The organism is Streptomyces sp. NPDC048248 (assembly GCF_043201875.1).
Classification (GTDB): domain Bacteria; phylum Actinomycetota; class Actinomycetes; order Streptomycetales; family Streptomycetaceae; genus Streptomyces.
This window is the reverse complement of the sequence record NZ_JBICZL010000014.1, coordinates 66,362-80,057: the sequence shown is the minus strand read 5'-3', so window position 1 is coordinate 80,057 and position 13,696 is coordinate 66,362. Positions and strand designations below refer to the sequence as shown.

The following is a 13,696-nucleotide window of genomic DNA, read 5'->3' as shown; positions in this document are numbered from 1 at the left end:
GCATGATCGGCCCCCGAGGCCGGCGCGTGACGCGCCGGCCTCGGGGGCTGCTGCATGTGCGGGGGCCCTGTCAGGCCTTGTGTACGGTCTCGCCGCCCACGACGACCCGTTCGACGACGGTGCCCGGTATCTCTTCGGGTGCGCCCCGCAGAATGTCGCGGGAGAGCACCACGAAGTCGGCGACCTTGCCGACCGTCAGTGAACCGCGCTCCTCCTCCAGGAAGTTGGCGTACGCGGAGCCCATCGTGTAGGCGTGCACGGCGGTCTCGACGTCGACGGTCTCTTCCGGCTGCCAGGCCGCGCCCCCGTCGAGAGAGCGCCGGGTGACCGCCGTGTAGATGCCCACCATGGGGTCCATCTCGGCCACGTTCCAGTCGCTGGAGAAGGCGAGCACCGCTCCGGCGTCGTGCAGGCTGCGCATCGGCCAGGCCTTGTGCCAGCGGTCGGGACCGACGTTCTCCGCCCAGTCCTGGCCGGGTCCCGCGATCTCCGGGGCGCAGTGCCGGGGCTGCATGCAGGCCACCACGCCCAGCTCGGCGAAGCGTGGGGTGTCATCAGGGTCCAGGCACTCCACGTGCACCACCTGGTGGCGGGCGTCGCGCGGGCCGTTGCGCGTGCGGGCCTGCTCGACGGCGTCGAGGACGGTGCGGATACCCCGGTCGCCGGTGGCGTGCACGAAGCACTGGAAGCCGCGGGCGTCGAGTGCGGTGAGCAGCTCACCGAAGTCGGCCGCGGGGTAGAACGTCTCCCCGCGGTGGTGGCGGCAGCCCGCGTAGGGCTCCAGCAGTGCGGCGGTGCGCGGTTCCACGACGTCGTCGATGTAGAGCTTGAGCGGCCCGACCCGCAGCCGGTCGTCGTCGTAGCGCCGGGCGGCCGCCGCGAAGTCGTCGAGATCGGCGTCGGTGGTGCCGCGCGGGTGGAAGAGCGCCGCGACGATCCGGGACCTGAGCCGGCCCTCGGCGCGGGCACGGTCGAAGAGCGCGAGGTCATCGAGGGAGTTCTGCGGTTCGACGACGGTGGTGATGCCGAAGCGGATGGCGTCGTCGAGGCTCTTGGCGAGGCGCCCGTACTGGCGGTCGGTCGAGGCCCACGGCACGCCGAGCGCCCGCAGGGCGCGGTGGCCGTCCCGGGAGAGGCCCTTGACCGCGAAGTCCTTGACGAAGCCGGTGGGTTCGCCGATCGCCGGATCGGTCTCGGCCTCGCCGAACGGCAGACTCGTGTGGTCCCGGTCGATGCCCAGGCGGCGCAGGGCCGCGGTGTTGAGCCAGGCGGTGTGCACGTCGTAGCTCAGGACGAAGGCGGGGGTGTCGCCGGTGGCCGGGTCCAGGTCCGCGGCGGTGGGCATGCGGCCGCCGGGGATCGCCGAGTAGTCGAACGCCTCGCCCTCGATCCACTCGGCGTCGGGGTGGGCGGCGTGCCAGCTGCGAAGGCGCTGGTGGATCGTGTCGAGGCTGCGGGCGCCCGCGAGTTGGACGCAGGCGTCGTCGGACCCGAGCCGGACGTGGTTGTGGGCGTCGACGAAGCCGGGCAGCACCAGCCGGCCGCCCGCGTCGATCACCTCCGTGTCCGGCCCGGTCCAGCGCGCCGCGTCGGCGTCGGAGCCCAGCCAGACGAGGCGTCCTTCGCGTACGGCGAGGGCCTGCGCCTCGGGGAGGGCGGGGTCGACGGTGTGGATCCGGGCGTGGGTGAGGACCAGCTCTGCGGGGCCTGCGGGTGGTGCGGTGCGGGGCATGCGGGGTGAACTCCTGCGCTGGTACGGGGGAAGCGGTGGGACGTGGGAAGCGGTGGTGCGGGCAAGTGTCTGCAGGCCGCGGGTCATACCGCTTCTGTCGGCGGTGAGGCGACGGGGGCGGACTCCCTGCGGGCGAGAAGCATGTGGACGAGCCCGGCGACGACCGCGCCGAGCAGGGTGAGGTCCGCGCCGCCGAGCGGTGCGACCAGCGGGCCGGTCCACAGCTCGGAGTCGCAGGTCAGGGCGGCGAACACCATGCCGGAGAGCAGTGCCGTCACCCCCGCGGGGCGGAAGCCGCCGCGGTACCAGTACCTCCCTTCGCGCCCGAGATGCAGGGCGCGGGTGTCGTAACGGCAGCGGCGCAGCAGCATGTCGGCGAGGAAGACGCCGCCCCAGGGGGCGAAGACGATGATCAGCAGGGAGAGGAAGGACAGCAGCGATGCGGTGAAATCGGCGAGGAAGAGGGCGCCGAGCGAGCCGAGGGCGGTGACCACCGCGCTGATCACGATGGCCTTTGCCCGGGTCCACGGGATGCCGAGGACCTGGAGGTTCAGGCTGGAGGAGTAGAGCGTGATGATCGAGTTGGTGACCGACCCGCCCAGGACCAGGGCGAGGAAGACCGGCTGGAACCCGCTCGGCAGCAGCTGCTCGGTGCCGGCGACCGCGTCGGTCATGTCGGTACGCGTCGCGGCGGCCACCCCGATGACGCCGAGCGCCACGGAGGAGACGAACCCGCCCAGCGCGCCGCTCCAGGTGATGGCGCGCAGCGATGTCGTCCGCGGCAGGTAGCGGGTGTAGTCGGCGGGCATCGGCAGGTACGAGAACGGGCCTGCGAGCATCACGACGAACGCCAGGCTCCAGCCGGCCGCCCCGGGTCCTGCCCCGGGCGCTGCGGTCTCGGCTCCGGGGACGACGAAGGCCAGGAGCGCGGCGAAGCCCGCGGCGAGGACGTACGCCATCCAGCGCTCGGCGAACTGGACGGTCGCATGGCCCCACATCGCCACCGCGAAGGTGAGGGCGAGGGTGATCAGCAGCGCGAGCGCGCGGATGAGATCGCCGCCGCGCAGGCCCAGGTCCGCGAAGAACGCTTCGAGGGCGAGGGTGCCGACCACCGTGTTGACGATGGTGTAGCCGATGCTGACCACCCAGTTGAGCAGGCCTGCCGGCCAGTTGCCGCGCACGCCGAAGGCGGCGCGGGAGATCACCAGGGTCGCGGTTCCGGTGCGGATGCCGCTCAGGCCCGCGGCGCTGATGGCGAAGAACGCCAGACCTCCGATGACGACGACCGCGGTCGCCTGCCAGAAGGACAGGCCGAAGGCGACGGCGAGGGCGCCGTTGATCACGTAGGTGAAGGTGAGGTTGGAGCCGAACCAGAGCCAGAAGAGGTCCTTGGCACCGCCGTGCCGCTCGTCGTCGGGGATCGGGTCGATGCCGTGCCGCTCGACCCGGAAGACCTCGTCGCCGGCCGGGGCCTGAGGTTCGGTCGCCGCGGTGGAGGCCGCCCGGCCCGTGTGCTCCGGGTCCGTGCCGGTGCCGGTGCCGGTGCTACCGAATCTGCCGGATTCCGGCTGCTGCTGTGCCATCCGCTTCCCGCCCTTCCGTCCTGCCCAGAGATCTTGAATGACGTTCTAAGTTTTAGAACGGCATTCAAGATGTGCGACGGCTCCCCCACCCGTCAAGACCTCTGCGCGAATCCGCGGATAGGGTCGGGACCACGCACGGTGAGAGCGGAGGCGGCACGGGTGGCAGGGGCGGTACGACGGCGCGACGGGCACATCACCCAGGAGCGGATCCTGGAAGGCGCCATGGCGGCCATCGCGGAGAAGGGCCTGGCCGCGCTCACCATGTCCGCGCTCGCCGAGCGGCTGGGCACCAGCGGCGGCCACATCCTGTACTACTTCGGCAGCAAGGACCTGCTCCTGCTGGAGGCCCTGCGCTGGAGCGAGGCCGCTCTCACCGGCGAGCGGCGGGACCTGCTGACCCGCCGGCTCGCCGCGGAGCGCAAACTCGATCTGTTCCTGCAGCTCTACCTGCCGCGCGGGCCTCGCGACGCGCGCTGGATGCTCTGGATCGAGCTGTGGGCACGCACACCGTCGAACGAGTCGCTGCACCAGGCACAGGAGGAGATGGACCAGGGCTGGCAGGACGACCTGGAGAATCTGCTCGCGAAGGGCGTGGACCGGGGCAGGTTCGCGCCGATGGACGTACCGGCGCGCGCGGGCGAACTCCTGGCACTGCTGGACGGGTTGAGCACCCGGGTGGTCCTGGGCCAGCGGGGCACCGACCGCCGGCAGGCCCTGACCGTTGCCCGCTCGGCGGCGGAACGGCTGATCGCGCGGAGAGAGGACTGACGGCCGGCCCACCCCGGTTCAGCCAATCACCCGTCCGTCCCGCGCCCCCCACTCGCCCGGTCACTCGTACATCACGTACTCCGGCTGCGGCTTGAGCGCCAGGACCTCCTTGGGCGTCATCAGGCGGCTGCTCTCGGCGTCCTCGTCGTAGAAGAGCTTGAAGCCGGTGTGCAGGCCGTCGGGCATATCGCTGACGAGCTGCCGCCAGGTGCCGCGCTTGAGCCCCGGCGAGCCGATGCCGTCCGCGCTCTTGATCAGCGCGACGCCGGGCTGCGGTCGCAGGGCGGATTCCTCGCGCACCACGGACTTGGCGACCTGGTGGAAGACGAGGGGCTTCTGCGGCAGGTCGTGCTCGCGGACCAGGTCGGACAGGTAGCGGGCGACCTCGGTCAGCTCATGGCCGCTGGTGTGGCCGTAGGTGTCGCCCGGCACCTCGCCAGGGCCCATCTCCCATTCCGGGTCGAGCGCGACCCCGACGTCGGGATGGACCAGCCACTCGCGCAACGCCTTGACCTCGTCGAGCATCGCCGCACGGCCCGGCTGGATGTTCAGCAGCAGCAGACCGCGGTGCTCGCGGGCCAGCTTGTGAAAGCGGCGAACGGTCGCGGCGGGCGTCCGCGAGCGGTAGGTGTCGTCCGGGCCCGCCGCGGAATTCGCCACCACCGCGAGGAGTTCGAAGACGGGCAGCGGCTCACGCCCCGCGGCGTAGGAGCCTGCCACCTTCTCGATCTCGGCGGCCCGTTTGTCGGGGTCACCGGTGCCGAGCCGGCCGAGGGCCGCCGCGCCGGGCAGGCCGCAGAACCCCACGAGTCGGTAGTGAGGAAACAACTCCCGTCCACCACGCGGTAGTTCGGGGCGCCGCTTCGTCGGGCGCACCGACGGACTGCCGCTCGCCGACGGGGCGTGACTCCGCCCTTCGGGCGGCGACGCACCGGGGGCCGGGTCGGCGCGCGCGGACGGCTTGGCGCATCCGGCGAACAGCCCGAGGCCCGCCGCCGCCGTGACCGCGAGCACGCTCCGACGTCGCGCCCCGGCCGGCACCGCCGTACGGCCACCACGCCCGTCGCCCCTACCGGTCAGCCCTCGCACCTCGTCAGCCACGTCGCCTCCGTCCGTTGCCTTCCCTGCTGCTCCCATCCCCCGTCCCCTGCGCTTCTCCCGGTCACACGGACCAAAACCCCGTGCGGCACGCATACCGCCGCGATCAAGCCAGGCACGTGCGACCTCGGCGAGGAGCTGACGGCTCCTCGGAGCGGGACCCTTGCGGTGAGTACGCCGGGGAAGGATCGTCCGGCGGCGCACCGGACCCCACGGTCGGATGCCGAACGACGCGACCTAGGAGAAGAAGCGCAGCAGGGCGTCCGCGGTGTCGTGCGGGTTGTCTTCAGCGACGAAATGGCCGGCTCCAGGGACTGTCGCCCGGTGCGCCCCGGGGATCGCGACGGCGAGCTGATCGCCGGTGGTCGGGGCGAGCCACAGATCCTGTTCACCCCACACCACCAACGTCGGAGCGGTGATCGTGTCCAGGAGGTCCACGACTTCGCGGGTGTCCTCGAAGCTGACGGCTGCCACCTGATCGATCCAACGCTGCTGCCCGGCTGCTCCGGCCCAGGGGGAGAGGTAGGCGTTCGCGACGTCGGTGGACATCGGATGGTGCGTGGCGGTGCGAAAGCGTGCGGCGATGAGGTCGCCGAAGATGTCGGAGGGCATGGTGCGGTACACGTCCGCGTGCCGTTGCTGGTGTTCGGTGAACGGCGTGTTCCAGGGGCCGAGGACCGCTGCGTCCAGCAACGCGATCCGATGGACCGGCAGTTGCTCGACCAGATGGGCTCGCAGCACGATCCCCCCGCCGATGTCATGTCCCACCAGGCTCGGCGAATCGAGGCCCCAGTGTTCGGTGAGCTCGACCAGCGTGCGAGCCTGCCGCGCGATCGAGGGCTCGACGCCCGGATCAGGCCGGGAATCACCGAAGCCGAGCAGGTCCCAGACGTGGACGGTGTACTCGCGGGCCAGCAGCGGGACGACCTCGCGCCACAGGTAGGACCAGGCGGGAGTGCCGTGGACAAGAACCACGGGCGGCCCTTCCCCGAAGACGCCCGCGGCGACCTCACCACCTGACACACGGACCCGGTCGGCCAACCTCCACGCGGACTTCGCGTGCGCCGTCATGGCAACCACTCCCAAGCTAAGGGGTAAACTTAACTTTCTCCGATTACCGTAGCATGGAGTAAGGCTTGAATATCGATTTCTCCGATTACGCACGAGGTGCGGGGGTGGCCACCGACCTGGTCAACACCTCGCCCGCGGTCCGCAGTTCGGGCGAGGTCCTCGCCACCCCGGACGCCCTGGCCCAGTTCCTCACCGAGCGCAACATCCGCCCGGACGCGATGGCGCACGGCCGTCGGCTCACCGAAGAGGACCTCGGCCACGTGCGCATCCTCCGCCAGGAAGTCCGCACCATCCTGGAGGCCGCCACCGAGGAAGCGGTCGTCGACGCCGCCACGGCGCTGGTCGCCCGGGCGGGCATCGGCCCGACCCTGCACCGGGACACCCACGGCCGGTGGCAGTGGTACCTCGCGACCTCCTCGAACGCCTCACTGGCCGACGAGCTGGGCGTCCTCATGGGCACGGGGCTGCTCGGCGCCCTGCGGACCCTGAGCCACGACCGGTTCCGGCACTGCACCGCCCCGGCGTGCAACGGGATGTTCGTCGACACCAGCAAGGCCGGACGACGCCGCTACTGCATGCCCGACCTCTGCGGGAACCGCCGAAACGTCGCCAACTACCGCGCCCGCAAGCTGACAGACGCAGAAGGCGCCCCGCCGGACTCCTGACAGCCTGCCCCGGGCTTCCCGGGGCAGGAAGCCCCTTCCGGCCTAGGACGCAACCGCCGCCAGGACCACGAAGATCAGGAGGATCACCAGGGTCTCCCAGCGCATGGCCCTGCGCAGCAGGGACAGTTGGTCCGTGCCGGAGGGCCCGCCACGCCGCAGAGGGCTGCCGGAGGACGCCCCGCTGTCGCTGTCACCACTGCCGTTGTCACCGCTGTCGCTCACGTCGTGGTCCCGCCCTCTCGCCTTCGGTACGTGTCCCCCCACCCAACACTCCTCCCCGCGGGGCGCCCCGTCCGCCCCGGCGCATGCCCGAATGGCCCCCGGCGATGACCGCTTCCCGACCGAACTGGGCGTCGAACGGACCCCCTTCACCCGGTCGTCGCGATCCGACAGGCCCGTGACCGGCCCGGACACGAGGGCGTGCACGACAGCGGAGATCTCCGGGCCGCCCGTGCACCGCGTTCGGATGACCGAAGCCGCTCCGGTCGATCTTCGCTCTCGCCCCGCTGTGCCATTCTCGTGCCCGGCCGTCCCAACTCCCCCGACGGAACGGCCCGGTGCGCCCTGCTCACCGCCCCGTGGCCGCAGGCGGGGCGCGCCGTCGGTCGGTGCGTCCACCGGCCGAACGGGCGCGGCAGCTCGGGCAGCGCCGGACGGACCCGAAGTGCGGAACCACGCGGCGAAACCCCGCACGGCGCGGGGCAGGCGCCGGACCGACACGATGAAGGAACCCCACACATGGCCGCTCCTCCTCCCCCGTTGACCCCCGCACAGCGCGCCAGGTCCCTGCAGAGGGCGGCGGAGGTCCGCCGCGAGCGGAGCCGGATGCTGGCCGACCTGACAGCCGGCCGTATCACCCTGCGGGACGTCCTGGAGCGCAGGGACGAAATGGTCGGAAGGACGCTGGTGCGGCGGCTGGTGGAATGCCGGCCCGGCGTCGGCAAGGTCCGGGCCGCGCGCTACCTCGAGGAGCTCGGCATTGCCGGGAGTCGCCGCGTGAGAGGGCTGGGGCCCCGCCAGCGCGCCCGGCTGCTGGAGCTGTTCCCGCCCACCGGCCCGGAACCCACGGCGCCGGGCACGCCGAAACCCGCGCCCTGAGGGACGCGGTGGGTGTGACACTCGCCCTGAGCCCCCGGGCGTGAGGACACTCTCAGCCGTAGGCGCAGCTCGCCCCCGCCGCACCGCCGCAGGTCACCGTGCGGCGGCTCGTTGCACCCGCATCGGGGAGGGAGGCCGTCCGGCCTCCCTCCCCGATCTCTCCGGTGGTACCCGAAGGCGGCGCAGGTCGTGGCCTATCGGGCCCGCGTCTCTCTGCTTCCGGTGCACAGCGCCCAGATGATGAAGGCGTTCACGGCGATGAGCGCCACGGCCCAGAACGGGTAGTACGGAGCCCAGAGGAAGTTCGCGATCATTCCCAGCCCCGCGAGGGTGACGCCGACGACCCGGGCCCAGAACGCCCCGGTGAAGAGTGCGATGCCGGCCAGCGCGATCACGATGCCGAGAATGAGGTGCACCCAGCCCCAGCCCGTCACGTTGAACGCGAAGGTGTAGTCATTCGTCGCGACGAAGACATTGTCCTTGGCTATGGCGGAGACGCCCTCCAGGATCGCCATGGCCCCACCGAAGATCATCAGGGTGCCGGCGAAGGCGGTCCAGCCGGAAATCGCGGTACTCGAGGAACGGCGGGCGGCACCTGTGTGCCCGTGCCCGGTTCCGACATGAGTGACCATGTCTAGCTCCTTCGATGCGGATGCCGCGTCACTGACCTGCGCGCTTTCGTCAGCAACCTTGGACTCACTGTGACACCGCCGCGCACCGCCGTCCTTGGGTCGTTCGGCCCTGGGAACGGTCCGTATGGCACCTGGGGCGGGCACCGCGCGTCGATCCGGGGTCCGGCACCCGCCCGATACGTGCGTACCGACGTTTCCGCTGTTCAGCGCGATGTGCGGGGCTGCAGTACCGCGTTGTCGTCCGTGGCGGCAGCAGCTCCGTGGTGCGCCCGGGGGCACGTCGCCTTACGGCAGTCCCGGCGGGAGGGGTGTCGCACGTGTCCGTACGGCACCCCTCCCGGTCGGGATCCCTGGAGGGGTGGGCAGTCAGCCCTGGTCAGCGGTGCCCGGCGCGGAGGCGGGTGTGAGCCGCAGCGTCAGGTCCTGGGGCCCGCGGGTGAAGACGCCGGCCTCCGCCGGCGCGGTGCCGCCCGCGAAGTCCATGCCGGGGAAGGCGTCGAGCAGCTGGTTGACGCCGACCTCCACCTCGGTCCTGGCGAGCAGCGCGCCGACGCAGAAGTGCCGGCCGAGGGCGAAGGCAAGGTGGTCGGCGGCAGCACTGAAGGCGTTGGCCGCGGTGAGGTCGGTGCGGAAGATGTCGAACTCATCGGGCCTGGCGTAGCGCCGTTCGTCGCGGTTGGCGGCGCCGATGAGGCAGGTGACGGTGGAGCCTGCCGGGACGGTCCCGCCGCTGACGGTGACGTCCGCCGCGGGCTGCCGCATGATCATCTGCACCGGCGGGCTGTACCGCAGCGTCTCGGCGAAGGCCACCGGTACCAGCGTGCGGTCGGCCCGTACCGCGGCGAACTGATCGGGATGGCTCAGCAGGTTGCGGAAGGTGCCGGCGATGGCCTTGTCCGTGGTCTCGCCGCCGGCGGCGAGCAGCAGGCTGACGAACGAGGTGATGTCCTGGTCGCTCATGCGGGTGCCGTCGATCTCGGCGGTGCACAGCACGGACAGCAGGTCGTCCCCGGGCGCGGCCCGCCGCTCGCGCAGGACCGGGCGCAGATACGCGGCCAGCTCCTCTCCGGCGCGCCGGCCGGCGGCCGCGACGGCGGGGTCCTGCGCGAGGTTCGCCAGGAACCCGACGACCGCCACGTACCAGCCGTGGAAGCGGTCGTGGTCGGCCCGGTCGAGGCCCAGCATGTCGACGATGACGTTGACCGGGAAGCGGGTGGCGAACTGCGCGACGAGATCGGCCTCCTCGGCGCCCCGGAACGCATCGATCAGCTCGCGCGCGTTGCGCTCGATCACCGGCAGGAACCGCTCCTGCAGCTCCCGGCCCCGGAAGGCCGGCGCCACCAGGGCACGGCGAACGGAGTGTTCGCGCCCGCTCATCTGCGGGAGGGTGCGGCCACCGTGCGCCGGTTCGAGCTGCCAGGCGTAGTTGTCGGTGGTGAACACCGGTTCACGGAAAGCGCGTTGGACGTCCTCGTAGCGGGAGAGGAGATAGCTGTCGGTGCCCTTGTCGTGTAAGAGCGGGTAGTGCTCCCGCAGTACGCGGTACGCCGGGTAGGGGTCCGCCGCGAACTCCGCGGAGAGGATGTCTGGCGGCTGCGGAAGAGTGGTCACGGCATGTCCTTCTTCCCTGAGCGGATTCCCTGTGCGGAGCCCCGGGCCCCCTCGGGAACCGTCGGGAAGCGTCTCGGGGTCCGGTCGGGAGCTGTTCGTGAGCGGGATTCCGATCGCGCGGGCGGAGGTGGGTGTCGGGAGAGGGCCCGCCGGCCAACGGGGCTGCCGCACGGCTTGTCGGCCGTCGGCAGCTGATGGCTGACGCCTGCTTCGGGCAAGTGCCGCCTGACGATGCACCTCGAAGTTAGGGCATGGGCAGGGACTGGTCCAGAGCGCCTGCAACCCGCCGATGCCGGCCCGGTTCTGCCGCCCCGCGGGCTCGTTCCAGGGCCCGCGCAGCGGTCTCCCCCGGGCCGGAAAAGCCGGTGGGATCCGCGGCGGCCGTCACGCCGGCCACCAACGGGGGACAGAGGCCGGAGCGCCGGTCTGCGAATCGGATCGCCGCAGGCTCGGCTCCGGTGTCCCCTGCCGCTCTCGACGTGGGCCACCCGTCCGCGCGCACGGCCTACCACTCGGCCAGGGAGCCGTCGTCCCGCCGCCACACGGGGTTCCGCCAGCGGTGGCCGGTCCGCGCCGCCTTCTCCACGGCCTTCTCGTCGATCTCGATGCCCAGTCCGGGGCCGGTCGGCAGTGCCACATGCCCGTCCTCGTACCGGAAGACCGACCGATCGGCGAGGTAGTCGAGCAGATCGGACCCCTTGTTGTAGTGGATGCCCAGGCTCTGCTCCTGGATCAGGAGGTTCGGCGTCGCGAAGCCCACCTGGAGTGAGGCGGCGAGCGCGATCGGTCCCAGCGGGCAGTGCGGCGCGAGCGCGACGTCGTAGGCCTCGGCCATGGCGGCGATGCGCCGCACCTCGGAGATGCCCCCCGCGTGGGACAGGTCCGGCTGTGCGACGGCGATGCCCTGCTGGAGCACCCGCTTGAAGTCCCAGCGGGAGTAGAGCCGTTCACCGGTCGCGATCGGGATGCTGGTGCAGCGCACGATCTCGCCGAGGTGGTCGCTCATCTCCGGGACGAGCGGTTCCTCGACGAAGAACGGAAGATACGGCTCCAGCAGCGGAAGGACCCGGCGGGCCATGGCACCGCTGAGCCTGCCGTGGAAGTCCACCGCGATGTCGAAGCGGTCCCCGACCGCCTCGCGGACGTGTTGTACCCGCTCCACGATGCCGCGGACGGCCTCCGGGGTGTCGATCGGGCGCAGCTGCGCCGAGGCATTCATCTTGATCGCCGTGAACCCCTGCTCCTTGCGGTCGAGGGCCGCTTCGGCGACGTCGTCCGGACGGTCTCCGCCGATCCAGCTGTAGACGCGTGCCCGGTCGCGGACGTTGCCGCCCAGCAGCTGCCACACGGGCACGCCCAGGGCCTTGCCGGCGATGTCCCACAGCGCCTGGTCGATGCCCGCGACGGCGCTGGAGAGCACGGGGCCGCCGCGGTAGAACCCGCCCTTGGTGAGCACCTGCCAGTGATCCTCGATGCGCATCGGGTCCTTGCCGACGAGATGGTCGGCAAGCTCGTCCACCGCAGCGGCGACGGTGTGCGCCCTCCCTTCGACCACGGGCTCGCCCCAGCCGGTGATCCCCTCGTCGGTGTCGACGCGCAGGAAGCACCAGCGGGGGGCGACCAGGTAGGTGCGCAGGGATGTGATCTTCACTCGGACTCCTTCTTCACGGGCCGGCCGTCCACGGCAGGGTTCGCTGCGGTGATGTATGTGGCGTCGTCCGAGGCCGGAAACGCGACGCGGACCGCATTTCCCGGAGGGGGAAGGATCCAGGGGCCCGACTGCCGGCCGCTCATGGCGATCGCGCGCACACCTGCCCGCCGAAGTGTGGTGTCCCACCACATGTGCCGGTGACCAGCGCATTCCTACGGTGTGGCGACACGTGTACCGTCCCCGACCCGACCCGCACCGGAAGTGGTGACCATGGCTGCCTCGGCATCCGCTCCCCCAGCCCCCGCCTCGCTCAAGCGCATCGTCGCCGCGAGCCTCATCGGCACGACCGTCGAGTGGTACGACTTCTTCCTCTACGGATCCGCCGCCGCACTCGTCTTCAACAAGCTGTTCTTTCCCGGGTCCGATCCGCTGGTCGGCACGCTGCTCTCCTTCCTGACGTATGCGGTCGGCTTCGCCGCGCGGCCCATCGGCGCCCTGGTCTTCGGACACTTCGGCGACCGGCTCGGCCGCAAGAAGCTGCTGGTACTGAGCCTGCTGATGATGGGCGGCGCGACCTTCGCGATCGGGCTGCTGCCGACGCATTCCACGATCGGCTCGGCGGCGCCGGTGCTGCTGACGGTGCTGCGGCTGGTGCAGGGGTTCGCGCTGGGCGGCGAGTGGGGCGGCGCGGTGCTGCTGGTGTCCGAGCACGGCGATGCCCGGCGGCGCGGCTTCTGGGCCTCCTGGCCGCAGACCGGCGCCCCCGCCGGCCAGTTGCTGGCCACCGGCGTGCTGTCGGCGCTGACGGCGCTGCTGTCGGACGGGCAGTTCCTCTCCTGGGGCTGGCGGGTGCCGTTCCTGCTCTCCGGCGTGCTGGTGATCGTCGGGCTGTGGATCCGGCTTTCGGTCGATGAATCACCGGTGTTCCGGGCGGCGTTGGCGAGTGCGGCGGCCCGTCGGGCGGAGGGCGGCCCGGTGGAGAAGATGCCCCTGGTCGCGGTCCTGAAGCACCACTGGCGCGATGTGCTGATCGCGATGGGCGCCCGGATGGCGGAGAACATCTCGTACTACGTCATCACGGCCTTCGTGCTGGTCTACGCGACCTCACACACCGGTCTTTCCCAACAGACCGCCCTGAACGCCGTGTTGATCGCCTCCGCCCTGCACTTCGCGGTCATTCCCGCCTGGGGCGCCCTGTCGGACCGCGTCGGGCGACGCCCCGTGTATCTGCTGGGCGCGGCCGGGGTCGCGGTGTGGGCGTTCCCGTTCTTCGCGCTCGTGGACTCCGCCGACTTCGGGCTGCTGCTGCTCGCGGTGAGCGTGGGGCTGGTCTTCCACGGCGCGATGTACGCGCCGCAGGCGGCGTTCTTCGCGGAGATGTTCGCGACCCGGATGCGGTACTCGGGTGCGTCGATCGGCGCCCAGTTCTCCTCGGTCGCGGCCGGCGCGCCCGCCCCGCTCATCGCGACGGCGCTGCTCGCCGACTTCGACAGCCCGACGCCGATCGCCCTGTACGTCATCGCCGCGGCGGTGCTCACACTGCTCGCGGTGGGGGTGGCGAAGGAGACCCGCAGCCGGGATCTCGGGGCGGTCGAGGCCGGCGGGGCGGGCGACGCGGCCGGGGTGGTGAAGACCGTCGCGAAGTGACGGCGGCCTTCGGGAGCCCGTCGTGAGGTGACGGCGGCCTTCACAAGCACGTCATGAGGTGGCGGTCTCCAGGAGTCGCGCGCCACCGGCAACGACGAGACAGCGCCGCGTATCCCGGCAGGCCCGTACGGGCGGGCCGG

Annotated in this window: 12 protein-coding genes; 4 read left to right on the top strand and 8 right to left on the bottom strand. The window is 71.5% G+C overall.

The window, feature by feature from the left end; translation table 11 throughout:
- Nucleotides 1–70 precede the first annotated feature (70 nt).
- Both ACGFZW_RS28565 and ACGFZW_RS28560 read right to left on the bottom strand, forming a co-directional pair.
- Nucleotides 71–1,732 (bottom strand): amidohydrolase, encoded by a 1,662-nt coding sequence (locus tag ACGFZW_RS28565; RefSeq protein WP_393896114.1) that lies wholly within the window; start codon nt 1,730–1,732, stop codon nt 71–73.
- A gap of 83 nt (nt 1,733–1,815) precedes the next feature.
- Nucleotides 1,816–3,315: a purine-cytosine permease family protein gene (locus ACGFZW_RS28560; protein WP_393896113.1), complete on the bottom strand. Its 1,500-nt coding sequence runs from the start codon at nt 3,313–3,315 to the stop codon at nt 1,816–1,818.
- 159 nt (nt 3,316–3,474) lie between these two features.
- On the opposite strand from ACGFZW_RS28560, the gene ACGFZW_RS28555 reads away from it, so the two are divergent.
- Entirely contained in the window at nt 3,475–4,083 is a 609-nt protein-coding gene (locus tag ACGFZW_RS28555) for a TetR/AcrR family transcriptional regulator (RefSeq protein WP_393896112.1), read from the top strand.
- 60 nt (nt 4,084–4,143) lie between these two features.
- Here the strand turns inward: ACGFZW_RS28555 and ACGFZW_RS28550 are convergent, their stop codons facing one another.
- Nucleotides 4,144–5,184: a hypothetical protein gene (locus ACGFZW_RS28550; protein ID WP_393896111.1), complete on the bottom strand. Its 1,041-nt coding sequence runs from the start codon at nt 5,182–5,184 to the stop codon at nt 4,144–4,146.
- A 234-nt stretch (nt 5,185–5,418) separates the two neighbouring features.
- A complete protein-coding gene (locus ACGFZW_RS28545) occupies nt 5,419–6,252 on the bottom strand; it encodes an alpha/beta fold hydrolase (RefSeq protein ID WP_393896110.1) in 834 nt (277 codons plus the stop codon).
- Between the two features lie 65 nt (nt 6,253–6,317).
- Here ACGFZW_RS28545 and ACGFZW_RS28540 point away from each other — a divergent pair, with 65 nt between their 5' ends.
- A complete protein-coding gene (locus ACGFZW_RS28540) occupies nt 6,318–6,917 on the top strand; it encodes a CGNR zinc finger domain-containing protein (RefSeq protein ID WP_393896109.1) in 600 nt (199 codons plus the stop codon).
- A gap of 42 nt (nt 6,918–6,959) precedes the next feature.
- Here the strand turns inward: ACGFZW_RS28540 and ACGFZW_RS28535 are convergent, their stop codons facing one another.
- On the bottom strand, nt 6,960–7,181 hold the full coding sequence (locus tag ACGFZW_RS28535) for a hypothetical protein (protein WP_393896108.1): 222 nt from the start codon (nt 7,179–7,181) through the stop codon (nt 6,960–6,962).
- Nucleotides 7,182–7,655: 474 nt separating this feature from the next.
- Here ACGFZW_RS28535 and mihF point away from each other — a divergent pair, with 474 nt between their 5' ends.
- Complete coding sequence (gene mihF / locus ACGFZW_RS28530) at nt 7,656–8,015, top strand: integration host factor, actinobacterial type (protein ID WP_393896107.1); 360 nt, start codon at nt 7,656–7,658, stop codon at nt 8,013–8,015.
- A gap of 194 nt (nt 8,016–8,209) precedes the next feature.
- On the opposite strand, the gene ACGFZW_RS28525 is transcribed toward mihF, so the two are convergent.
- From ACGFZW_RS28525 to dgoD, 3 genes are all read right to left on the bottom strand, one after another.
- Complete coding sequence (locus ACGFZW_RS28525; protein WP_393896106.1) at nt 8,210–8,647, bottom strand: hypothetical protein; 438 nt, start codon at nt 8,645–8,647, stop codon at nt 8,210–8,212.
- Nucleotides 8,648–9,013: 366 nt separating this feature from the next.
- Nucleotides 9,014–10,258 carry a cytochrome P450 gene (locus ACGFZW_RS28520; protein ID WP_393896105.1) on the bottom strand — a complete coding sequence of 415 codons (1,245 nt, stop codon included), beginning with the start codon at nt 10,256–10,258 and terminating at the stop codon, nt 9,014–9,016.
- A 505-nt stretch (nt 10,259–10,763) separates the two neighbouring features.
- Nucleotides 10,764–11,909: a galactonate dehydratase gene (dgoD, locus tag ACGFZW_RS28515; RefSeq protein ID WP_393896104.1), complete on the bottom strand. Its 1,146-nt coding sequence runs from the start codon at nt 11,907–11,909 to the stop codon at nt 10,764–10,766.
- 270 nt (nt 11,910–12,179) lie between these two features.
- On the opposite strand from dgoD, the gene ACGFZW_RS28510 reads away from it, so the two are divergent.
- A complete protein-coding gene (locus ACGFZW_RS28510; RefSeq protein WP_393896103.1) occupies nt 12,180–13,556 on the top strand; it encodes an MFS transporter in 1,377 nt (458 codons plus the stop codon).
- Nucleotides 13,557–13,696 lie beyond the last annotated feature (140 nt).